The 21,262-nt window shown below is 42.2% G+C and carries 25 protein-coding genes and 1 riboswitch; of the genes, 19 read left to right on the forward strand and 6 right to left on the reverse strand.

Features of this window, described 5'->3' with window-relative positions; translation table 11 throughout:
• Position 1: 1 nt before the first annotated feature.
• The 3 genes from HNQ82_RS06885 to HNQ82_RS06895 all read left to right on the forward strand — a co-directional run bounded on the left by HNQ82_RS06885 (position 2) and on the right by HNQ82_RS06895 (position 4,103).
• Positions 2–1,609: an MDR family MFS transporter gene (locus HNQ82_RS06885; RefSeq protein WP_183248301.1), complete on the forward strand. Its 1,608-nt coding sequence runs from the start codon at positions 2–4 to the stop codon at positions 1,607–1,609.
• A 191-nt stretch (positions 1,610–1,800) separates the two neighbouring features.
• Positions 1,801–3,465, forward strand: a complete 1,665-nt coding sequence (locus HNQ82_RS06890) for an alpha,alpha-phosphotrehalase (protein WP_183248303.1) — start codon at positions 1,801–1,803, stop codon at positions 3,463–3,465.
• 125 nt (positions 3,466–3,590) lie between these two features.
• Positions 3,591–4,103: a PepSY domain-containing protein gene (locus tag HNQ82_RS06895; RefSeq protein WP_183248305.1), complete on the forward strand. Its 513-nt coding sequence runs from the start codon at positions 3,591–3,593 to the stop codon at positions 4,101–4,103.
• A gap of 41 nt (positions 4,104–4,144) precedes the next feature.
• Here HNQ82_RS06895 and HNQ82_RS14680 read toward each other — a convergent pair whose 3' ends face one another.
• Together HNQ82_RS14680 and HNQ82_RS06900 are read right to left on the reverse strand one after the other, a co-directional pair.
• Positions 4,145–4,279 (reverse strand): hypothetical protein, encoded by a 135-nt coding sequence (locus HNQ82_RS14680; RefSeq protein ID WP_281380805.1) that lies wholly within the window; start codon positions 4,277–4,279, stop codon positions 4,145–4,147.
• 112 nt (positions 4,280–4,391) lie between these two features.
• On the reverse strand, positions 4,392–5,576 hold the full coding sequence (locus HNQ82_RS06900; RefSeq protein ID WP_183248306.1) for a class I SAM-dependent rRNA methyltransferase: 1,185 nt from the start codon (positions 5,574–5,576) through the stop codon (positions 4,392–4,394).
• Between the two features lie 131 nt (positions 5,577–5,707).
• A riboswitch (TPP riboswitch) is annotated at positions 5,708–5,815 on the forward strand.
• A gap of 88 nt (positions 5,816–5,903) precedes the next feature.
• Here HNQ82_RS06900 and tenA point away from each other — a divergent pair.
• From tenA to HNQ82_RS06970, 14 genes are all read left to right on the forward strand, one after another.
• The gene (tenA, locus tag HNQ82_RS06905) at positions 5,904–6,599 is read left to right on the forward strand and encodes a thiaminase II (RefSeq protein WP_183248308.1); all 696 of its coding nucleotides are present in this window, start codon (positions 5,904–5,906) and stop codon (positions 6,597–6,599) included.
• Complete coding sequence (locus HNQ82_RS06910) at positions 6,574–7,164, forward strand: ECF transporter S component (RefSeq protein WP_183248310.1); 591 nt, start codon at positions 6,574–6,576, stop codon at positions 7,162–7,164. Before tenA ends, HNQ82_RS06910 begins: the two co-directional genes overlap by 26 nt.
• Positions 7,165–7,167: 3 nt before the next feature.
• Entirely contained in the window at positions 7,168–8,619 is a 1,452-nt protein-coding gene (locus HNQ82_RS06915) for an ATP-binding cassette domain-containing protein (RefSeq protein ID WP_183248312.1), read from the forward strand.
• Complete coding sequence (locus tag HNQ82_RS06920) at positions 8,616–9,410, forward strand: energy-coupling factor transporter transmembrane component T family protein (protein ID WP_183248314.1); 795 nt, start codon at positions 8,616–8,618, stop codon at positions 9,408–9,410. Before HNQ82_RS06915 ends, HNQ82_RS06920 begins: the two co-directional genes overlap by 4 nt.
• Before the next feature lies 1 nt (position 9,411).
• Positions 9,412–10,026, forward strand: a complete 615-nt coding sequence (gene tenI, locus HNQ82_RS06925; protein ID WP_183248317.1) for a thiazole tautomerase TenI — start codon at positions 9,412–9,414, stop codon at positions 10,024–10,026.
• Entirely contained in the window at positions 10,014–11,135 is a 1,122-nt protein-coding gene (thiO, locus tag HNQ82_RS06930; RefSeq protein ID WP_183248319.1) for a glycine oxidase ThiO, read from the forward strand. Before tenI ends, thiO begins: the two co-directional genes overlap by 13 nt.
• A complete protein-coding gene (gene thiS, locus HNQ82_RS06935; RefSeq protein WP_183248320.1) occupies positions 11,119–11,322 on the forward strand; it encodes a sulfur carrier protein ThiS in 204 nt (67 codons plus the stop codon). The genes thiO and thiS overlap by 17 nt, the downstream gene beginning before the upstream one ends.
• A gap of 1 nt (position 11,323) precedes the next feature.
• Positions 11,324–12,094, forward strand: coding sequence for a thiazole synthase (locus HNQ82_RS06940; RefSeq protein WP_183248322.1), 771 nt, complete (start codon positions 11,324–11,326; stop codon positions 12,092–12,094).
• Positions 12,091–13,107, forward strand: coding sequence for a MoeB/ThiF family adenylyltransferase (locus tag HNQ82_RS06945; RefSeq protein WP_183248324.1), 1,017 nt, complete (start codon positions 12,091–12,093; stop codon positions 13,105–13,107). The genes HNQ82_RS06940 and HNQ82_RS06945 overlap by 4 nt, the downstream gene beginning before the upstream one ends.
• Positions 13,108–13,112: 5 nt before the next feature.
• Positions 13,113–13,901: a bifunctional hydroxymethylpyrimidine kinase/phosphomethylpyrimidine kinase gene (gene thiD, locus HNQ82_RS06950; RefSeq protein ID WP_183248326.1), complete on the forward strand. Its 789-nt coding sequence runs from the start codon at positions 13,113–13,115 to the stop codon at positions 13,899–13,901.
• A gap of 277 nt (positions 13,902–14,178) precedes the next feature.
• A complete protein-coding gene (locus HNQ82_RS06955; RefSeq protein ID WP_183248329.1) occupies positions 14,179–15,444 on the forward strand; it encodes a hemolysin family protein in 1,266 nt (421 codons plus the stop codon).
• Positions 15,445–15,541: 97 nt separating this feature from the next.
• On the forward strand, positions 15,542–16,324 hold the full coding sequence (locus HNQ82_RS06960) for an amino acid ABC transporter substrate-binding protein (protein ID WP_183248331.1): 783 nt from the start codon (positions 15,542–15,544) through the stop codon (positions 16,322–16,324).
• Complete coding sequence (locus tag HNQ82_RS06965; RefSeq protein ID WP_183248333.1) at positions 16,311–17,012, forward strand: amino acid ABC transporter permease; 702 nt, start codon at positions 16,311–16,313, stop codon at positions 17,010–17,012. The genes HNQ82_RS06960 and HNQ82_RS06965 overlap by 14 nt, the downstream gene beginning before the upstream one ends.
• Positions 17,013–17,031: 19 nt before the next feature.
• Complete coding sequence (locus HNQ82_RS06970; RefSeq protein ID WP_183248335.1) at positions 17,032–17,766, forward strand: amino acid ABC transporter ATP-binding protein; 735 nt, start codon at positions 17,032–17,034, stop codon at positions 17,764–17,766.
• 38 nt (positions 17,767–17,804) lie between these two features.
• Here the strand turns inward: HNQ82_RS06970 and HNQ82_RS06975 are convergent, their stop codons facing one another.
• Entirely contained in the window at positions 17,805–18,005 is a 201-nt protein-coding gene (locus HNQ82_RS06975) for an alpha/beta-type small acid-soluble spore protein (RefSeq protein ID WP_003395655.1), read from the reverse strand.
• A gap of 224 nt (positions 18,006–18,229) precedes the next feature.
• Here HNQ82_RS06975 and HNQ82_RS06980 point away from each other — a divergent pair, with 224 nt between their 5' ends.
• Positions 18,230–18,472: a hypothetical protein gene (locus HNQ82_RS06980; protein WP_183248337.1), complete on the forward strand. Its 243-nt coding sequence runs from the start codon at positions 18,230–18,232 to the stop codon at positions 18,470–18,472.
• A 29-nt stretch (positions 18,473–18,501) separates the two neighbouring features.
• Here HNQ82_RS06980 and HNQ82_RS06985 read toward each other — a convergent pair whose 3' ends face one another.
• From HNQ82_RS06985 to HNQ82_RS06995, 3 genes are all read right to left on the reverse strand, one after another.
• Positions 18,502–19,614: an ABC transporter ATP-binding protein gene (locus tag HNQ82_RS06985; protein ID WP_183248339.1), complete on the reverse strand. Its 1,113-nt coding sequence runs from the start codon at positions 19,612–19,614 to the stop codon at positions 18,502–18,504.
• Positions 19,615–19,725: 111 nt separating this feature from the next.
• Positions 19,726–20,607 (reverse strand): PucR family transcriptional regulator, encoded by an 882-nt coding sequence (locus HNQ82_RS06990; protein ID WP_183248341.1) that lies wholly within the window; start codon positions 20,605–20,607, stop codon positions 19,726–19,728.
• 74 nt (positions 20,608–20,681) lie between these two features.
• On the reverse strand, positions 20,682–20,831 hold the full coding sequence (locus HNQ82_RS06995; RefSeq protein WP_183248343.1) for a hypothetical protein: 150 nt from the start codon (positions 20,829–20,831) through the stop codon (positions 20,682–20,684).
• 97 nt (positions 20,832–20,928) lie between these two features.
• On the opposite strand from HNQ82_RS06995, the gene HNQ82_RS07000 reads away from it, so the two are divergent.
• The gene (locus tag HNQ82_RS07000) at positions 20,929–21,222 is read left to right on the forward strand and encodes a hypothetical protein (RefSeq protein WP_221261073.1); all 294 of its coding nucleotides are present in this window, start codon (positions 20,929–20,931) and stop codon (positions 21,220–21,222) included.
• Positions 21,223–21,262 lie beyond the last annotated feature (40 nt).

Raw genomic sequence — 21,262 nt, forward strand, 5'->3', positions numbered from 1 at the left:
TATGAAAGAACAAGCAGCGATACAAACAAGTATTGCAAATATACAACAAAAACGAGGTATTTTAATTACCGGATTACTTGTGGCGATGTTGTTTGGGGCACTCGATGGCACGATCGTTGGCACAGCGTTGCCTCGCATTGTTGGCGAGCTTGGTGGATTAAGTATGATGGCATGGCTAACAACCGCATACATGCTCACATCAACAACGATTGTCCCGATTGCAGGGAAACTTGCTGACTTATTTGGGCGAAAGTCGATCTATGTTTCAGGATTAGCGATTTTTATTATTGGTTCAGCGTTATGTGGCATGGCGGATACGATGACTCAGCTCATTATTTTCCGCGCCATTCAAGGCATTGGGGGAGGCATTATGATGCCGATGGCGATGATTGTCATCGGTGATTTGTTTACAGGAGCAGAGCGCGCAAAATGGCAAGGTGTGTTCGGTGGCGTATTTGGCTTGGCATCTATTCTCGGTCCGCAAGTCGGTGGATGGATTGTTGATTCGTTAAATTGGCGCTGGGTGTTTTATATTAACCTTCCTGTTGGTGTGTTGGCGATTGTGCTCATTTCAATCGGTTTGCATAATCATCGTATAGTTGAGCGAGTAAAGCTTGATTTAGCCGGCATGTTTACGATGGTTGTCGCCGTTGTTTCGTTATTGCTTGCTTTAACGTTTGGTGGCGATAAATACGATTGGCTATCATGGCAAATCATTTCTTTATTAGCTAGCTCTGTTGTTTTCTTTAGCTTATTTGTATTTGTTGAGCGAAAAGCAGAAGAGCCGATTATGCCGATGCATTTATTAAAGAATAAAACATTTGTTGTACTTAATAGTGTCGGATTTTTTATGTCTGTCGGTATGTTTGGAGCAATTATGTTCGTACCGCTCTTTATGCAAGGTATTATCGGCATGAGCCCATCCGAATCAGGAACGATGATGTTTCCGATGATGTTCGCGCTCATTATTGCAAGCATGATCGGTGGGCGACTTGTCCAAAAAATTGGCGTTCGCACCCAAGTTATTGTTGGAATGGTGCTTGTGGCGCTCGGCTTCTTCTTATTGTCGACGATGAACGTCGATACGAATAAATGGACCGCGATGTTATTTATGGCGACGCTCGGCTTTGGACTAGGATTTGTCAACCCGGTCATTACATTAGCGTTACAAGAAGTATTTCCGAAATCGCAGCTCGGTATTGTGACATCATCAAGTCAATTTTTCCGTCAAATTGGTGGAACGTTTGGGGCAACGTTGTTAGGAGCGATTATGAACCATCGTTCGAAAGATTTATTAGAAGCGAAGTTTCTTCCGCTGTTAGACAAATTACCAGCACAAGCGCATGCGATGACGGATTCATTTAAACAACTCGTTGAATCGAATCCACAAAGTGTATATTCAGTCATTTTAAATCCGGATACGTTAAAAAACATTCCACAACAAATGCAACAAATGTTTGTACCTGTATTAAAACAAACGCTCGTTGATGCGTTAAGCGATGTGTTTTTATATGGGTTAATTTTTGTTGGCATCGGTTTTGTTTTTGCAATGTTCATCGGCCGCATTACAATTTCTCGTACGCACAATAAAACGGCTCCAATGGAATAAATATAAAAGCAAACGATCGCCAAAGCGGTCGTTTGCTTTTATAATAAAAAGTGAAACGTTTGCACATATAAAACGAAATTTTTTATGAAAAAGTGCAACTTCCTCTTTAAACAAAGTCGTTTGTATATTAACATGAAAGAGTAGTAATCATTGAAAGCGATTTATTTTGAGTGAATTGAGGAGGATTTTACGTGAGAAGAGCTTGGTGGAAAGAAGCGATTGCATATCAAATATATCCAAGAAGTTTCATGGATTCAAACGGAGACGGCATCGGTGATTTGCAAGGGATCATTCAAAAGCTTGACTATTTAAAAGACCTTGGAATCGATGTCATATGGATTTGTCCCATTTATAAATCGCCAAATGCAGATAATGGCTACGACATTAGCGATTATCAAGACATTATGGGGCAGTTTGGCACGATGGAAGATTTCGATCAGTTGCTTGAAGAAATTCATAAGCGCGACATGAAAGTCATTTTAGATCTTGTTATTAACCATACGAGCGATGAGCATCCATGGTTTATTGAATCGCGCTCATCACGCGACAATCCAAAGCGCGATTGGTACATTTGGCGCGATGGGAAAAACGGCAAAGAGCCAAACAACTGGGAAAGCATTTTTGGCGGTTCAGCGTGGGAGTATGATGAACAAACCGATCAATATTATTTGCACGTGTTTGCGACGAAGCAACCGGATTTAAATTGGGAAAATGAAGATGTTCGTCGCGCGTTATATGATATGATTAACTGGTGGCTTGATAAAGGCATTGATGGGTTCCGTGTTGATGCAATTTCACATATTAAGAAAAAAGAAGGACTCCCTGATCTACCAAATCCAAAAGGACTTGACTATGTCCCTTCGTTTGATGGACATATGAATCAAGAAGGGATCATGGACTATCTTCGTGAACTCAAAGCGCAAACGTTTGCGCGTTATGACATTATGACAGTCGGCGAAGCGAACGGAGTAACGGTCGAGGAAGCAGAAGATTGGGTCTGTGAAGAAAACGGTATTTTTAATATGATTTTTCAGTTTGAACATCTTGGACTTTGGCAAAAAGGAACAGATGGCGGTGTTGATGTTCGTAAATTAAAGCGGGTATTAACAAAATGGCAGAAGGGATTAGAAGGTGTTGGGTGGAATGCGCTATTTCTTGAAAATCATGACCAACCGCGCTCAGTGTCGACATGGGGAAATGATGAACAATATCTTGCTGAAAGTGCCAAAGCGTTAGGAGCATTATATTTCCTTATGCAAGGGACGCCGTTTATTTATCAAGGACAAGAAATCGGCATGACGAATGTGCGGTTTGAAACGATTGATGAATATGACGATGTCGCTATTAAAAATTATTATCGCATTGAGCGAGCTAAAGGTCGTTCACACGAAGAAGTGATGCAATGGATTTGGAAAAACGGCCGCGATAATTCACGCACACCGATGCAATGGTCGGATGAAGAAAATGCTGGATTTACGGTCGGAACACCTTGGATTGGGGTGAATGAAAATTATAAACAAATTAACGTCAAAAAGCAGTTAAACGAACCGAACTCTGTACTAAACTTTTACAAGCGCATGATCCAACTAAGAAAACAACATGAAGTATTTGTTTACGGAACATATGATTTAATATTAGAAAATCATAAAGCGATTTATGCATATACGCGTACACTCGGCGAAGAAAAAGCGATCGTCATCGTGAACTTAACAGACCGTAAAACGATGTATCGCTATGATTCGTTGAAATTAAATAGCGAGCAATTGGTGCTAGCAAACTACGATGTGAAGCCGCATAAACATGCAACACGCTTTACATTGCGTCCGTATGAAGCGCGCGTATATTTGATGAAATAACGAAATCCCCTTTTCCGATATGGAAAAGGGGATTTCACATTTCTTTCACTTACTTTTCAAACTTCTCCCATTTTCATATTTTACATTTACATTTGTAAAACATGAATGAAGTTGGAGGAATACAAATGAAAAAAACGCGCAATTTGCACTTATGGATTGGACTCATTTGTTCTGTATTTTTACTTTTGGAAGCGGTGACAGGATTGTTGTTAACAGAGCGTTGGTTAATGGGAATGGGTGGTCATTCTCACGGCAGTCATGAACATGCGCACGGTGATGGACATGGACATGCACAGTTACATATGATTGATGCGGTAAAAAAAGCGAGTGAATCCGGTGCGTTTTCAATGGATGAAGTTGGTGTCGTGATGAATCATGGGATGTATATGGTACGGTTAAACGATAAAGATGGGACGTTAGTGACGATTGCGCCAGACGGTACAGTTGTGAAAAAAGAAGTGAACAAATTCGCCTCGTTTGTCCGTGCGATTCATGTTGGGAAACTTGGGATTTGGAATCGTCTCATCATCGATGCAGCTGCCATTTCCATTATCATTTTAACAGGGACAGGTATTTATTTATCTGTGAAAATTTTACGTGCACAAGCGAAAGCGAAACAACGAAAATCGGTGGCATAAACAAAAAGCACTTCGCATCAATGGTTGGTGCGAAGTGCTTTTTAACTAATTCGTTTTGTTGGCGATTGTTGAATTTTTCCTGTTCCGTTGCAAATCGAACATGTTTTATAAAGCGACAAACAAACTTTTATTTTCTTTTTCCCAAAACATTTTGGGCAAATCGTTTTCAATGCCATCGTAATCACCTCACAAAAAGAAAGCGTTTTCAATTATAGTATATCTCACTTTTACGAGATGTGTGCATCGAGATTTTGTCCATTTTAAAACAGGTTGGCGTGCACCAACCTGTTACTTACGAGAATGTACTTCATAAATGGCAAACTTCAAATAATCTCCTTCATCAGCCGCAAGCAGTTTCGGATGGTCATACCCTGCACCGCTCCAATGAATTTGACGCAAAATTTTCTTCGCATCAAATGCTGCTTCCGCAACCATTGCTTGAAACATATCAGGATGCACATGGTACGAGCAGCTTGCGGTCACGAAAAAACCGCCGTCTTTCACTAGCTTTAAGCCGTTTAAATTAATATCTTTATAGCCAGCGAGCGCTTTTGGCACCGCATGAGCGGATTTTGCAAACGCTGGTGGATCAATAATGACAACATCCCATTTTTTCTCCTTTTGCACGCATTCGCGTAAATAGTCAAACGCGTTCGCAACGACGAAATCCACATTTGTAAATCCGTTTAACTCGGCGTTTCGCTTTGCGGTTTCAATGGCGTGTTCGGAAATATCGACAGCGGTCACACGTTTTGCCCCGTATAAGCAGGCGTTTAACATAAATGAGCCTGTATGTGTAAAGCAATCGAGCACGGTAGATTCGCTTGTGATAAGCGGCTTGATGGCAGCACGATTTTGACGTTGGTCGAAGAAAAATCCTGTTTTTTGTCCGTTTTCAATATCGACCACGTATTTCACGCCATTTTCTTCAATTTGTACGTTCGTATCGCACGTACCGTACCAAAATCCTTTTTCTTGTTTTAGTCCTTCTAATTCGCGCACATGGACGTCGTTGCGTAAATAAATCGCTTTCGGTTGAAAAACAGCAAGAAGAGCTTGTAAAATCCATTCTTTTCTTTTTTCCATGCCGAGTGATAAAATTTGGACGACGAGCACATCTTCATACTTATCGACGATTAGCCCAGGTAAAAAATCCGCTTCACCATAAATGGCGCGGCATGAACGAACGCCCGGAATCATGCGCTCGCGATACGCCCACGCTTGACGAATGCGGTTCATAAAAAACTGCGCATTTAATTCGTCGTTTGGATTTTGCGTCAACACGCGCACGATCATTTGTGATTTTGGGTTAATATATCCTTTGGCTAAAAAGTGACGTTGATGGTTATATACGTTGACGAAATCACCCGGTTCAAAATCTCCTTCAATATAATCGACTTCGCTTTGAAACACCCACGGATGTCCAAGCTCGAGCCGCTTTTTTCTTTTTCGCTTTAAAAATACATTTGCCATACATCCCACTCCTGACTATATATTCGCTACTTTAGCATACAGGAAGAAAATGATGTGCGCAAATATGGATAAAAATATTTGACAATTCAATGAAATATGCTAATATTAGTGACAAAGTGAATGATACAAATGTATTCCACTAGGGGGGCCTTTAGATAGGCTGAGATCAAAGTGTGCCTTTGAGACCCTTAGAACCTGATCTGGATCATACCAGCGTAGGGAAGTGGAGACGGTGCGAAGTGTGTCTATATGTCAATTTCCATCGTTTATAACCACTTTCTTTGCGCAAAGAAAGTGGTTTTTTATTTTTCTTAAGGGGGAGAGGTTATGTTGTTTTCAGAGCAGTTGCGCAAAGCTGTCGATCCGATTTGGGAAGCGAGCTTTCATCATCCGTTTGTGAAAGAGCTCGGGGAAGGAACGCTCGATTTACGTTGTTTTCGTTATTACGTATTACAAGATTCATATTATTTGACACACTTTGCGAAAGTGCAAGCGCTCGGTGGGGCGATGGCGGATGATTTACAAACGACCGCAAGCATGGCGCATCATGCACAAAATACGTATGAAGCTGAACTTCGTCTACATGAAACATTTATGAAAGAGCTCGGTATTACAGAAGAAGAAAAGGCGTCGTTTGTTCCTGCCCCAACCGCGTATGCGTACACATCGCACATGTATCGAGCAGCGTTTGCGGGACACTTTGGCGATGTATTAGCTGCTATTTTACCGTGCTATTGGTTGTATTATGAAATTGGTGAGAGGCTAAAACATTGCAAGCCGAATCATCCGATCTATGCGAAATGGATTGAAGCGTACGGCTCCGATTGGTTTAAACAGCTTGTCGAACAACAAATTGCGCGCTTAAACGACATTGCGGAAACGGTAAGTGCAAAAGATTTAGAGCGAATGAAGCAACACTTTTGGATAAGCAGTCAATATGAATACTTATTTTGGGACATGGCGTACAAATTAGAACATTGGCCAATTGAAGAGGAGGATGTTTATGCAAAAGAAAGGGCTTAAATTAACAGACGTCTTAACGACTGTTGTTATCGCGATTGTGTTTGGGATTGTGTATAAAGTGTGGGGACCACTTTACTATGCGGTGAAACCGCTTGGGCTTCATCTCGATCAACTCATTTATGGCATGTGGTTTATTGCGGCAACTGTCGCATATTTATTGATTCGTAAGCCGGGAGTGGCGTTGCTTGCCGAAGTCGCCGCTGCCTCAGGGGAGTTTTTAGCTGGTTCGGAATGGGGACTAGAAGTGCTATTTTACGGTTTTGTGCAAGGATTGTTTGCTGAACTTGTATTTGCTGCTTTCCGTTATAAACGTTTTGATGTGGCGGTTGTGTCGCTTGCAGCGGTTGGTTCGACGATCGCTTCACTCGTTCTCGATTTTTATAAAGGGTATATTGACCAATTAGCATGGTGGAATTTAACGTTATTTATCGGTGCGCGTTTCGTTGGAGCGATCATCATTGCCGGCGTATTTGCTTATTCGCTTGTGAAAGCACTTGAAGCGACAGGTGTGACGCAATTGTTGCGCCCGACGACAAAAGAAGATTACGACTCACTTGATAAATAGAAGGTGACATCATTGATTCATATTGAACAGTTGCGATTAAAGTTTCCGGGTGCGGAAAAACGGTTATTTACCGATGTATCGCTTTCCATTCAAAAAGGAGAGAAAGTGTTGCTTTTAGGCCCATCGGGGTGTGGCAAATCGACATTATTGCAAGTGATGGCTGGTATTATTCCGCGCTCGCTCGATGTGCCGATGAAAGCGAAAAAGCTGCATATTCCTAAGCGTGTAGGTTATGTGTTTCAAGATCCTGATGCGCAGTTTTGTATGCCGTATGTAGATGAAGAGATGGCGTTTGTGCTCGAAAATCTCGGTGTGCCGCGCGAGGAGATGAATGAAAAAATAGCGCACATGCTTCAACGTGTGCGCCTTCGCCTTCCACATGTTCATGTGCCAATTCAAACGTTATCAGGTGGAATGAAACAGCGGTTGGCGATCGCATCGGTTTTAGCGCTCGAACCAGATGTGCTATGTTTAGACGAACCGACAGCACTTCTTGATGAAGAAGGCACAAAAACGGTATGGGAAACGTTAAAAGAAGTGGCGGAGGACCGAACGGTTGTGATCGTCGAACATAAAATTGATCACGTTCTTGATTTTGTTGAACGCATCATTTTATTTAATGAACATGGTGACATCATTGCTGACGGTCCAACGCATGTTGTTTTTTCGACGTATCGATCATTTATTGCCGAGCAAGGCATTTGGTATCCGAACGTGTGGGAAACGTACGAAAAGCCAAAAACAGCGCAACAACCGTATGCGCAAGCAGATGTTCTTTTACATGTGCAATCGCTCCGCGGCTTTCGGCAAAAAGAAGAAAAAATAGCCATCGATCAGTTAACGATTTATGCGGGGGAATGGATTGCAGTTACAGGTGAAAACGGCGCAGGCAAAAGTACGTTGTTGCAAAGCTTGATGAAATTAATTCGAACAGAAGGCGACATGTATTGGCAACAACAGCCGTTAGCAAATGACGAGTTGCTGTACGATCACATTGCCTTTGTTTTTCAAAATCCAGAATTTCAATTTGTCACAAATCGTGTTGATGATGAGCTAGCGTATGCTTCCCGTCTTGAAAAACGTCCGGAACATGAAGTAGATGACGAAGTCGAGCGATTGCTTGAACGCTTTCATTTGAACGAGCAGCGGTATTTACATCCGTATCAATTGTCGGTCGGACAAAAACGAAGATTAAGTGTTGCTGCATCGGTAACGGATAGCCATCGCTTATTGTTGCTTGATGAACCGACGTTTGGGCAAGATGCGAAAAATACGTTTGCATTGCTCGAATGGCTTGAAGCGTATCGGCAACAAGGAAAGGCAATTGTGATGGTGACGCACGATGAGCGCATCGTGTCGGAATTTGCGACGAGAAGATGGATCATTGAAAACGGAAAGCTTGTCGCTGACGAACCGGTCGCTCCTCGTATGTTCGTGCGAGGTGGAATTGGATGAGATGGAACATCGAATATAAAGAAACGTGGTTGCATCAGGCGAATCCGACAGCGAAATTATTGTTATTTTTGCCGATGTTCGTTGTGATTGTTTTTGTCCACAATCCAAACGTGCTCATCAATTGGACAATTGGGTTTACCGTGTTATTTATGCTGTTTAGCGGTTATCGGATGAAGCATGTGCTTTTATTGTTCATGCCGTTTTTGTTTATTTTCATTTCTACGTCGTCGTCAATGATTTTGTTTGGAAAAGGAGAAACGACGTGGTTTCGTTGGGGGCTCGTTCACATTACAGAGGAAAGTTTTTATCGCGGTGTTCATCTCGGCTTTCGGACGCTTTTGTTTGCGATTTTTGGGTTAATGTTTGCACTTACGACAAAGCCTGTCCTTTTATTTTATTCACTCATGCAACAAGCGAAATTGAAGCCAAAATATGCGTATAGTTTTTTAGCAGCTGTTCGTTTATTACCGATCATGTTAGAAGAATTTCAAACGGTACATCAAGCGTTAAAAGTGCGGAGAGCTGCAAAAGCGAAAGGATTTCGAGGCAAACTTGAACTCGTAAAACGGTATGCGATTCCGCTTTTATCGCAAAGCATTCGTCGCGCTCAACGCATTGCGGTGTCGATGGAAGCAAAAGGGTTTACGAATGAGCGGACACGGACGTTTTATTATGAAGTGACGTTCGGAAAATATGATGTGTATTTATTTGTTGTCATGTTTGTCATTGTCGTTGTTGGCTATTACATGGCAGATGCGTTTCCATACGTTGCGATCAAGGATGTGCGGTAAGATGAAAGAGCTTCATCTCATCTCAACAGGCAGTCAGCCGATAGAAACATTTGTTCACATTTCGTCTCTCGTTCATTCATATGTGGATTACATTCATGTTCGCGAAAAACACCGTGCGGCAAAAGAGATTGGCATGATCGTCGAAAAATTGCTTGAAGCAAGTGTGCCAGCGCAAAAAATTGTCATCAATGATCGGGTGGACGTCGCCGTCGTTTATGGCGTTGGTGGCGTTCAACTCGCCTATCATAGTTTGTCGGCAAAACAAATTAAAGAACGTTTTCCTTTTTTGCGCGTCGGTCAATCTGTTCATACGTTTGCAGAAGCGAAACAAGCGGAAAACGAAGGAGCCGATTACGTCATTTTCGGTCATATATACGAAACGAACTGTAAAGAAGGAATAAAGCCGCGCGGGCTTACCTCTTTGCAGGAGTTAGCATGTAGTGTGCACATTCCTGTTGTTGCAATTGGGGGCATTACGCCTATGCACGTTCGCGATGTGTTAACGGCTGGGGCAACGGGGATTGCGGTTATGTCGACAGTATATTATGCCGATCATCCGTTATCGACCGTTCAGTTATATCGACAACAAATGGGGGAAGATACATGGACGTTTTAATTGTTGGCGGAGGCATTATTGGCAGTAGCATCGCTTTTGAACTAGCAAAAAGAGGGGCACACGTTGTCGTTATTGAACGAGGAGAATTGGCACAAGAAGCATCGTCGGCGGCAGCCGGCATGCTCGGTGCGCACTCTGAGTTTTCGACAGATCATCCGCTCATTCCGCTTGCTTTAGCAAGTCAAGCGGCATTTCCAAGCGTTATCGCTGAGCTACAACAGTTAACAAACATCGCTGTCGGATGGAATGAAGCAGGCATGTTAAAAATGGCGACGACAGCGGAAGAGCACCGACAATTGACGGAACATTATGAATTTTGGGGGCGTATTCAACCGCAACACGTTCGTTGGCTAACGTCCGATGACGTGACCCAACTCGAACCGCACGTACGAAGTGAATACGGAGCGATGTATACGATCGATCAACAAGTCGATGCCAAACAGCTTTCCGTTGCTTTCGCGCGTGCAGCGATGGCAAAAGGCGCAACCTTTTTACCGTATACGGAAGCGTATGACGTTGTTTTCGACGGTGAGCGTGTAACGGGAGTGAAAACAACGAGCGGCACGCTACATGTGGAACATATTGTCATCGCTTGCGGAGCATGGACGTCCGCTTTCGCAGAAAAATTACAATTATCGCTACATATGTATCCTGTAAAAGGAGAGTGTATCGCCGTCACGACGGAAACACCGCTTTTGCGGACGACTGTATTTGCAAAAAACGGCTGTTATATCGTTCCGAAAGCAAACAACCGCCTTGTCATCGGGGCTAGCGCGATCGCCGATTCGTTTACGAAAACGGTGCAAGCAAGTAGCGTGCATCATTTACTAGCGCGTGCGATGCAAATCGTTCCAGACATCGCTCATTCCACATTTGAGAAGGTGTGGGCAGGCATTCGCCCACAAACAAAAGATGGCATGCCTTATATCGGGGAGCATCCACAATATGAAAACGTATTCGTTGTGACAGGACATTATCGAAACGGCATTTTATTAAGCGCCATCACAGGCCGATGCGTGAGCGATATGCTAGAAGGAAAAGAAGTTCCATTTGATATGACACCGTTTTCGCTCATAAGAAAGGGGGAGGATCATGTATTGCATCATTAATGGTGAGACAATCCATTTGCCAGCTCATGTGCGTACAGTCGCTCAATTGTTGCACCATTTTCACATTCATAAAAAGATTGCGATTGTGGAAATCAATATGCATATCGTTCCGAAAGAAGATTATGAACATACAGCCATTGCAGATGGTGATCGCATTGAAATCGTTCATTTTGTAGGGGGAGGATAATATGTTACAAATCGGACCGTATACATTTCACTCTCGTTTACTGCTTGGGACAGGGAAATTTCCGAACATCGATATTCAAAAAGAAGCGGTTGAAGCGTCAGGAGCACAAATTTTAACGTTTGCCGTTCGGCGAATGAACATTTTTGCGCCCGATCAACCGAATTTTTTAGAAAAAATCGATGTAACGAAATATAAGTTGCTTCCGAATACCGCTGGGGCAAAAACAGCAGAGGAAGCGGTGCGCATCGCTCGTTTAGCGAAAGCATCTGGACTTTGTGACATGGTGAAAGTGGAAGTGATCGGGTGCGATCAAACGTTGTTGCCTGATCCCGTCGAGACGTTAAAAGCGACAGAGATGTTGTTAGAAGAAGGATTTATCGTTTTACCGTACACATCGGATGATGTCGTGTTAGCGAAACGGTTGCAACAGCTCGGTTGTCATGCGATTATGCCTGGTGCTTCACCGATCGGATCTGGGCAAGGAATTATTAATCCGTTAAACATTCAATTCATTATTGAACAAGCAACCGTCCCTGTCATTATTGATGCAGGCATCGGTGGACCGGCGGATGCCGCGTTGGCGATGGAGTTAGGGGCTGATGGGGTATTGTTAAATACAGCGGTTGCTTCTGCGAAAGATCCGGTAAAAATGGCGAAAGCGATGAAACTGGCGATTGAAGCGGGGCGGCTAGGATATGAAGCAGGACGAATTCCGAAAAAGCGGTATGCCATAGCGAGCAGTCCAATTGAAGGGATGAGCGTCGTTTCATGAATCGCTACTCACGCCAACAATTGTTTGCGCCAATCGGAGAAAAAGGACAACAATGCATTCGGAAAAAACACGTGCTCATTATCGGTGCTGGAGCGCTTGGGGCAGCAAATGCGGAGACGCTTGTACGTGCAGGGGTTGGAAAAGTAACGATTGTCGATCGCGACTATGTGGAATGGAGCAATTTACAGCGCCAACAGCTATATACGGAAGATGATGCAGCGAAGCAATTGCCGAAAGCAATCGCCGCTTTTGCTCATTTGCAAGCGATTAATCACGATGTAGTCGTTGAACCGATTGTTGCGGATGCAGATGCACGTGTACTTGACCGTCTTGTTGCGCGCGGGCGACCCGATGTGATTATTGATAGTACCGACAATTTCGATGTGCGTATGATCATTAACGATGTTTCACAAAAGTATGATGTGCCGTGGATTTATGGGGCATGTGTCGGAAGTTACGGATTAAGCTACGTCATTATCCCGAATGAAACACCATGTTTACGCTGTTTGCTTGAAGAAGTGCCGCTCGGTATTGCGACGTGCGATATCGCAGGGATCATTAGTCCTGCCGTTCATATGGTTGTTGCACACCAAACGGCGGAAGCGTTAAAAATATGTATACATGCCCCTGTGAATCGCAAGCTCGTTTCGTTTGATATATGGCACGGACAATATCGGATGATCGATGTGCAAAAGTTAAAAAAAGACGATTGTCCATCGTGTGGTAAAACGAGAACTTATCCAGCTCTCCAATACGAAAATGAAACGAAATTTGCGGTATTATGTGGGCGAGAAACAGTACAAATCCGTCCTGCCCAGCGCAGAGAGCGAGAGTGGACAGCGCTTATTTCCTTTTTACAACAAAAAGGAATTCAAGTGGTGCAAAACGACTACTTATGTTCGTTTACAGTGGACGGGCGTCGTTTTGTCGTCTTTTCGGATGGGCGCGTATTTATTCATGGCACAAATGACATTCAAGAAGCAAAGAAGCTATATTATCAATATTTGGGGTGAGGGATATGGTATATAAAGCGTTGACGATCGCTGGTTCGGATAGCGGTGGGGGGGCTGGCATTCAAGCGGACTTAAAAACGTTCCATCAACTTCGTGTGTTTGGCATGTCAGCCATTACTGCGGTAACTGCACAAAATACGCTCGGTGTACAAGGAGTATACCCGCTTTCTGTTGAGGCGGTTGAACGACAAATCGATTCCGTTGCGGTCGATTTATCGCCGCATGCAGTAAAAACAGGCATGTTATTTAGCCATGAGATGATCGAATTAGTTGCCCACAAAATAAAGCAATACAAATGGACGCGCATTGTCGTCGACCCCGTTATGATCGCAAAAGGCGGGGCACCGCTGTTGAAACAAGAGGCGGTAGAAGCATTGCAACGTCATTTGTTGCCGCTTGCTTACGTATTAACGCCGAACATGCCAGAAGCGGAAGTATTGACAAATATGCAGATGGAAACGATTGAACAACGAAAAGAAGCAGCGAAAAAGCTTCATGACATGGGCGTTCGGTACGTTGTTATGAAGGGGGGACACGGGGAAGGCAACGAACTGATCGACATCTTATACGACGGTGAGCAATTTTATGAATGGAAAAGTAAGCGCATCGATACGAAACATACGCACGGCACAGGGTGTACGTTTGCAGCGGCGATTACAGCACAGCTTGCGAAAGGAAAAACGATATATGAAGCGGTAGATGTGGCGAAACGTTTCATTCAAGCTGCTGTGGAACAGACGTTGCAAATTGGCAGCGGGCATGGTCCGACGAATCATTGGGCGTTTCATGAGTAAAAAATGTTCACATCATTGACAAACAAAATCGTTCCTACCATTGTTAAAATAAAAATGGGGAATATATTGATGGAGGGGACGAATAAGTGGAAGAACTTTCAATTACGTTAAATATTACGTACGTATTGCTTTTAACTTTTTTTATCGGTACAACGTTGATCGAGTCATAAGAGCGACTGTGCAGATTGCGCGGTCGTTTTCTTTTTCAGTTAAATTTGGTATGATTAACGTATATATTAATCATGACCACTAATTTGATTAGGAGTGTGAATGTTCATTGGGAGATTTGCCTCTGAGTTTAGTTTTTTTACTCATTGTTTTAATTTTATTATCCGCTTTTTTTTCAGCTTCAGAAACAGCATTTTCGAGCGTGAATAAAATTCGTTTGAAAAATTATGTGGATGAAAAACGGCACGGAAGTAAAAAAGCATTATATATTGCAGAAAACTTCGACCAAGCCCTCTCTACTATTTTAGTCGGAAATAATATCGTGAACATTGCTGCGGCTTCTATTTCAGCAAAAGTGGCAACAGATTTGTTTGGTGGCAGCACAGGTCTTGTTGTTAGTACGGTTGGCATGACGATTTTAATTTTAATTTTTGGCGAAGTGTTACCTAAGTCGTTGGCGAAAGAACATGCGGAGTCATTTTCGCTCCTTATTTCCGATGTGCTGTATATGTTAATTCAACTATTTACTCCCGTTACAGCGTTGCTTGTCATGTTAAAAAAACTTGTCTCGAAACTCGTTGGTCATCAATCCGATGTTCCTTCTGTCACAGAAGAAGAAATTAAAGTGATGGTGAACTTAAGTGAAGAAGAAGGGGTAATAGATAATAAAGAGAAAGAACTTGTTCATCGTTCGCTCGATTTTAACGATATTTTAGTTGGTGAAATTTTCACACCGCGCATTGATATGGTTGCAGTAGAAGTGAATCAACCCATCGAAGAAATTCGGGACATTTTTTTACGTGAACGATATTCGCGCGTTCCGGTATACGAAGGGGACATTGATAACGTCATCGGTATTTTATCGGAAAGCGACTTTTTCAGTCAACTTGTGCAAGGAAAAGAAGTAAACGTCCGCCAATTGTTGCGTACGCCGCTATTTGTCGTTGAGTCGATGCGTATATCCACGTTATTGCCTGAATTACAAAAAAGCAAAGTGCATATGGCAATTGTTATCGATGAGTTTGGCGGTACATCTGGGTTAATTACGTTAGAAGATATTTTAGAACAGATTGTTGGAGAAATATGGGATGAACATGATGAAGCGGTAAAAACATTCCAAAAAATTAATGATTACGAATATGAATTTAATGCAGAATTACCGCTTGATGAGTTTTGCGACATTTTAGGCATTGATGAGTTAGAAAGTTCTTCCCATACGCTCGGCGGCTGGGTGTTTGAAATGTTTGAACGCATCCCTACCGTTGGTGAGTCGTTTGAATATGAGTCATTAACAGTCACCGTTCGTCAAGTTGAAAATCGGCGCATTCGAAAAGTGCTCGTTCGCATTCGAGAGCCAATTATGGAAAATGTATAAAAAAGGAGCGATTGCTCCTTTTTTTATTGACATCTGATCAAACTTCTATTACGCTTAATAGGCGTAAAAACCGATAAGAATAATGGGGGTTAGTGTGATGCAAAAGTGGTTTTTGTTGATCGCATTGCTAGTGATCGGGGGATTGCTTGCAGGGTGCGGTCAAAACGAAAAAGAAAATGACTTATTTGCTCAAATCAAAGAAAAAGGGGAATTGAAAATCGGCACGGAAGGAACGTATCCGCCATTTACATTTCATGATGAAACAGGCGAGTTAACAGGATTTGATGTGGAAATTGCCAAAGAAGTAGCGAAACGTCTCGGTGTAAAACCGGTGTTTGTAGAAACGCAATGGGATGCGATGTTTGCTGGTTTAGATGCGAAACGTTTTGATATGGTTGCAAACCAAGTGGGCATTCGTCCAGATCGTCAAGAAAAATACGATTTTTCCGATCCATATATTACGTCAGCAGCTGTTCTTGTCGTCCATAAAGAAAATCAACAATTGAAGTCGTTTGATGATCTGAAAGGAAAAAAAGCAGCGCAATCGATGACGAGTAACTATGCCGATTTAGCTCGCTCATATGGAGCAGAAGTTGTAGGAGTAGAAGGATTTAACCAAGCGATTGAATTGTTAAGTTCCAAACGAGTAGATGCAACGATTAACGATAAATTATCTGTACTTGATTTTCTCAAACAAAAACCGAATGCACCGATTCAAATTGTCGCCACACACGACGATGCTTCTCAAAGCGGTTTGATGTTTCGCAAGGGAAGCGACACGCTTGTTGAAGCTGTAAATAAAGCGTTAAAAGACATGATGGAAGATGGCACGTACGCAAAAATTTCAGAAAAGTGGTTTGGTGAAGATGTATCTAAATAATATGTTAATCGATCCAGAACGGTTAGAAAGATTGACGAATATTGCTGAAAGTTCCCTTCTCCCATTGGTGAAGGGTGCTTTACTATATACGATTCCGTTGTCAGTAGTTACATTTGTCATTGGATTAGCGATTGCGTTGTTAACGGCTTTAGCTCGGCTATCGAGCATGAAATTGTTGCAGTGGGCGGCGCGTGCGTATGTGTCTGCTATTCGCGGTACGCCACTTCTTGTGCAATTGTTCATTATTTTTTACGGCTTGCCGACGATCGGAATAACAATTGATCCGTTGCCAGCTGCCATCATTGGCTTTTCATTAAATGTCGGTGCATATGCATCGGAGATTATTCGAGCTGCCATTTTATCGATTCCAAAAGGTCAATGGGAAGCTGCGTATTCACTTGGAATGGACGATGTCCAGACTTTACGTCGCATTATTTTGCCGCAAGCTGCGCGCGTATCTGTTCCACCGTTATCAAATACATTTATTAGCTTAGTCAAGGATACGTCTCTTGCTTCGCTCATTCTTGTGGCGGAAATGTTTCGCAAGGCGCAAGAAATTGCAGCAACAAATTACGAGTTTTTATTACTTTATACAGAAGCTGCGCTCATTTATTGGGTCATTTGTTTTTTCCTTTCCATCGTTCAAGGGAGCATGGAAAAACGCTTAAGCCGCTATGTTGTTCGATAAATGGATAAGGAGAGCTGTGATGTTAGTTGTTGAAGGATTGCGCAAAACGTTTGAAAATCATGAAGTGTTAAAAGGTGTTCATTTAACGGTAAGAAAGGGAGAAGTCGTTGTCATTATCGGTCCATCGGGATCAGGAAAAACGACGTTGTTACGTTGTTTAAACGTATTAGAAATACCTGATGAAGGGACGTTGACGATTGATGACGAGCAACTTCAATTTACAACGAAGCCCTCGAAAAAAGAAATGATTCGCTTTCGCCGATTGACAGGAATGGTGTTTCAAGCGTATAACTTATTTCCGCATATGACTGCGCTTGAAAATGTGATGGAAGGGCCTATTACGGTAAAACGGCTAAAAAAACATGAAGCGAAAGAAAAAGCTGAACAATTGCTTATGAAAGTCGGATTAAAAGATCAAATGCATATGTATCCGTTTCAACTATCAGGTGGGCAACAACAACGCGTCGGTATTGCGCGAGCGCTTGCGATGGAACCGAAAGTATTATTATTTGATGAACCGACTTCAGCATTAGATCCAGAACTTGTTGGTGAAGTGTTAAAAGTGATGAAAGATTTAGCGAACGAAGGAATGACGATGGTCGTTGTGACGCATGAAATGCGCTTTGCGCGCGAAGTGGCTGATGAAGTCATCTTTTTTGATGAAGGGATGATGATTGAGCGCGGTCATCCGGAGCAACTATTTACGAATCCAACACACGAACGGACACGACAGTTTTTGCAACGAATTCAGTAAAACCCCCAAGCGATTCGCTTGGGGGTTTTTTAGCCATGTTATTTAGTTGTGTAAGATCCACCTAATTGTTGTTGCGCCATTGCAACAAGACGTTTTGTAATTTCGCCACCAACTGAACCGTTTGCGCGTGATGTTGCGTCTGGTCCGAGGTTTACACCAAATTCTTGAGCGATTTCGTATTTCATTTGATCAATTGCTTGTTGCGCACCGTATACTAATAATTGATTTGTGTTTGCCATATTCAATCATCTCCTCGTTACATTTTTTTATGGTTGGGTTAGCTGGATTTGCACCAGCAACGCGTGATGTTTTCACGCTGCCAAGCTTGGCTTAACCCATCGACTGATGTTTGCTTGCTTGTACTACTATTTTGGGGAAAAAACATGTTATTATTCTTTTTTTTATGTGGTAATTTCTTGTGAAGTGGGAAAGATAATGGAAAATAACAAGGCGAGGGATGAATATGTATATTTGTCCGTTATGTAACGGTTTACGGACAATCGTTTTTTATTGTGATCAATGTGGGGGAAAATTAAAAGACGAAGGAAAATTAACGGATTATTTCGATGATTACAGTCCGTATATGGATGCAGATATGATGAAAATGGTTGATGGATACGCTGATACGAGCAAACAGCACGTCTGTGTTCATTTATTTCATTGCGCACATTGTGATGACGATATCGTTCGTTTCATTCAAGAATAAAAGCCCGCTCAAACGAACGGGCTTTCCATTTATTTTTCACTATTTGAACGAATGCGCAATTCTGTATTGACATCGAAGAAATGGGCTTTATTCATATCTAACGCAAGATCGATTGTTTGACCTGCTTTTACGTCTGTGCGGGCGTCAACTCGTGCTACAAACTCTTGGCCGCTAATTTGCGAATATACCATAATTTCTGCACCGAGCAATTCTGCGACTTCGACATGAGCACTCACTTTTGTGTTTTGTGACGCTTCAAGAAATACAGGCTCATCATGGAAGTCTTCTGGACGAATACCTAAAATGACTTCTTTGCCTACGTAACCTTGGTCGCGCAGCACTTTCATTTTTCCTTCTGGCACGGCAATTTTCACATCACCGATAACGAATACGCCGTCTTGTAGGACGCCGCGCAAGAAGTTCATCGCTGGCGAACCGATAAATCCACCGACGAAAATATTTTCCGGTTTTTCATACACTTCTTTTGGTGTACCGACTTGTTGGATCACGCCATCTTTCATAACGACAAGGCGCGTTGCCATCGTCATTGCTTCTGTTTGGTCGTGTGTAACATAAATGGTTGTTGTGCCTAAACGTTGATGAAGTTTTGCGATTTCAGCGCGCATTTGGACACGCAATTTTGCATCTAAGTTAGAAAGAGGTTCGTCCATTAAAAACACTTTCGCATCGCGCACAATCGCACGTCCTAATGCAACACGTTGACGTTGACCGCCAGATAATGCTTTCGGTTTGCGATCTAAATATTGCTCAAGCCCGAGAATACGCGCAGCTTCGCGGACACGACGATCGATTTCATCTTTTGGGAACTTACGTAATTTTAATCCAAACGCCATGTTATCATATACGCTCATATGTGGATAAAGCGCGTAGTTTTGGAATACCATCGCGATGTCGCGATCTTTTGGCGCAACGTCATTCATTCGTTTCCCGTCAATATAAAAATCGCCTTTTGAAATTTCTTCAAGTCCTGCGATCATTCGGAGCGTTGTTGATTTTCCACAACCTGATGGACCGACGAATACGATAAATTCTTTATCTTTAATGTGTAAGTTGAAGTCTTTTACAGCTGTTACGTTGTTGTCATAAATTTTATACACATGTTCTAAACGAAGCTCAGCCATATATATGCCTCCTCATGTAATCGATTTCATTTGATTCAAGCATATATAAAAAAGAACGAAACGTAAATGGACAACGTGCACAAAAAAAGAAAACGTTTTCGGGCAATGTGCCTAATGGCGTTCGTAAAGTAAAATAGCTAAATAAACAGTCAACGCCCCTTTAAACTGTTTCATATCAATGCCTGTTTTTTCAATAAACTTATCGATGCGATATTGCAAACTGTTGCGGTGCATATGAAGCTTTTTTGCGGCAAGAGAAACGTTTAAATTGCATTCAAAAAACGTTTTCATCGTTCTTAACATGTCGTGCTCTTGGTTGAACGCCTGTAAAAACATCGTTGCATATGTCATCTCCTCACCGCTAATGAACAAAAGAGGAAAGACGTCTTCAATGCAGTAGACGCGTTGAGCTGGGGTATGTTTCAGCCCGATGTGAAAATATCGCTTTTCTGCCGCAAATATACGGGCCAGTTCAACGGAGTGTGAACATTTTTGTCCAATATATGCTCGTAACTGAATGTAAAAATCGCTACATAACGTATCAATCCATTCGTGAAGGGTAGAGGCAACGCTCTCTTCTTGTTGTTCAATCACTATCCATTGTTGTTCTGTTTCTGAAATGATCGTCACATCATAAGGGAAAAGCGATTGAATGGCTTCCATAAAATCACGCGTGTCGACTGTTCCTTTTTGTATGTAAAAGTAAATAAATCGTGTATATGTCGAAGTAGGTAATTGGTCAAAAACACGTTCATCACCATGGATTAAAAAACGATACCATGTTTGCTGTTGTTTATTCATCCAAGTAGTAAACGCTTCATGCGGTGTAAATAATGTTGCTAATAGCGCATGTTCTTTTGGTGTAAGCACTTCTTTTTTGATACCAAAAAGCTCACCATGTTCTGTAGAAAACCACTCGTACTCATCTCGTTCGTTCACTTGTTCATATTCAACAAGTGCATTTCGATAATATGTTCGTAATTTTTCTAACATGCATGCCCATTCCTTTCGTCTCCCACCACATTCATTTTCATTATACAAAAAGCGACGAGAAAATGCTCGCCGCTTCATTTTACTTCATGTGGTGGTTGTTCCGTTTGCAAATCGCGTGCTTCTTCAATATTTATTGTGTGATAGCACGAATATACATAACCTCCAGCCATGCCTTCGTTAATCATTCGATCAATATCCCACTCATAATTATCGCGTTCCTTCATTATGCATGCCCCCTTATTCGTTATTTTGTATGAACGACAAAAAAGTATACATCATTCACTTCGTATTCACATATATTCATGACGAGGGGTGAGAGTGATGATCGCTTATGTTTTACACACATTAACGAATTACTATTTAGATGAAGAGGAAGAAGCGCTTATTCGTTACTTATACGTATTGCACACAGGAAAGGAATGGGAGGCAACAGAGAAAGAGCAAAAAGATAGTTGGCGACAACAATTTGAGAAAATGAATATATATAAAGAAGCATGGTTTGCATCTGAACATGCGACGGAGCGAGAAGTGTTTCGGTTATTGTTATGCAAATGTTTGAAACAGTTGCATAAACAGTTATCACACATTTGCGCTCACAACGGACAAGCCCTATAATGAATGGTTAGAATAGCTTATTGGCAGAAGGGAGATCGTT

It is taken from the genome of Anoxybacillus tengchongensis (assembly GCF_014201585.1).
In the GTDB taxonomy this organism is placed as follows: Bacteria; Bacillota; Bacilli; order Bacillales; family Anoxybacillaceae; genus Anoxybacillus; species Anoxybacillus tengchongensis.

Coding starts and splice junctions, on each gene's coding strand:
- HNQ82_RS14680 (WP_281380805.1), bottom strand. CDS start 4,279: ATGGCATTGAAAACGATTTGCCCAAAATGTTTTGGGAAAAAGAAAATA.
- HNQ82_RS06900 (WP_183248306.1), bottom strand. CDS start 5,576: ATGGCAAATGTATTTTTAAAGCGAAAAAGAAAAAAGCGGCTCGAGCTT.
- HNQ82_RS06910 (WP_183248310.1), top strand. CDS start 6,574: ATGTTTATGCAAAAGAAAGGGCTTAAATTAACAGACGTCTTAACGACT.
- HNQ82_RS06985 (WP_183248339.1), bottom strand. CDS start 19,614: ATGGCTGAGCTTCGTTTAGAACATGTGTATAAAATTTATGACAACAAC.
- HNQ82_RS06945 (WP_183248324.1), top strand. CDS start 12,091: ATGAATCGCTACTCACGCCAACAATTGTTTGCGCCAATCGGAGAAAAA.
- HNQ82_RS06885 (WP_183248301.1), top strand. CDS start 2: ATGAAAGAACAAGCAGCGATACAAACAAGTATTGCAAATATACAACAA.
- tenI (WP_183248317.1), top strand. CDS start 9,412: ATGAAAGAGCTTCATCTCATCTCAACAGGCAGTCAGCCGATAGAAACA.
- HNQ82_RS06995 (WP_183248343.1), bottom strand. CDS start 20,831: ATGAAGGAACGCGATAATTATGAGTGGGATATTGATCGAATGATTAAC.
- thiO (WP_183248319.1), top strand. CDS start 10,014: ATGGACGTTTTAATTGTTGGCGGAGGCATTATTGGCAGTAGCATCGCT.
- HNQ82_RS06960 (WP_183248331.1), top strand. CDS start 15,542: ATGCAAAAGTGGTTTTTGTTGATCGCATTGCTAGTGATCGGGGGATTG.
- HNQ82_RS06980 (WP_183248337.1), top strand. CDS start 18,230: ATGTATATTTGTCCGTTATGTAACGGTTTACGGACAATCGTTTTTTAT.
- HNQ82_RS06990 (WP_183248341.1), bottom strand. CDS start 20,607: ATGTTAGAAAAATTACGAACATATTATCGAAATGCACTTGTTGAATAT.
- thiD (WP_183248326.1), top strand. CDS start 13,113: ATGGTATATAAAGCGTTGACGATCGCTGGTTCGGATAGCGGTGGGGGG.
- HNQ82_RS06940 (WP_183248322.1), top strand. CDS start 11,324: ATGTTACAAATCGGACCGTATACATTTCACTCTCGTTTACTGCTTGGG.
- tenA (WP_183248308.1), top strand. CDS start 5,904: ATGTTGTTTTCAGAGCAGTTGCGCAAAGCTGTCGATCCGATTTGGGAA.
- HNQ82_RS06965 (WP_183248333.1), top strand. CDS start 16,311: ATGTATCTAAATAATATGTTAATCGATCCAGAACGGTTAGAAAGATTG.
- HNQ82_RS07000 (WP_221261073.1), top strand. CDS start 20,929: ATGATCGCTTATGTTTTACACACATTAACGAATTACTATTTAGATGAA.
- HNQ82_RS06975 (WP_003395655.1), bottom strand. CDS start 18,005: ATGGCAAACACAAATCAATTATTAGTATACGGTGCGCAACAAGCAATT.
- thiS (WP_183248320.1), top strand. CDS start 11,119: ATGTATTGCATCATTAATGGTGAGACAATCCATTTGCCAGCTCATGTG.
- HNQ82_RS06895 (WP_183248305.1), top strand. CDS start 3,591: ATGAAAAAAACGCGCAATTTGCACTTATGGATTGGACTCATTTGTTCT.
- HNQ82_RS06920 (WP_183248314.1), top strand. CDS start 8,616: ATGAGATGGAACATCGAATATAAAGAAACGTGGTTGCATCAGGCGAAT.
- HNQ82_RS06970 (WP_183248335.1), top strand. CDS start 17,032: ATGTTAGTTGTTGAAGGATTGCGCAAAACGTTTGAAAATCATGAAGTG.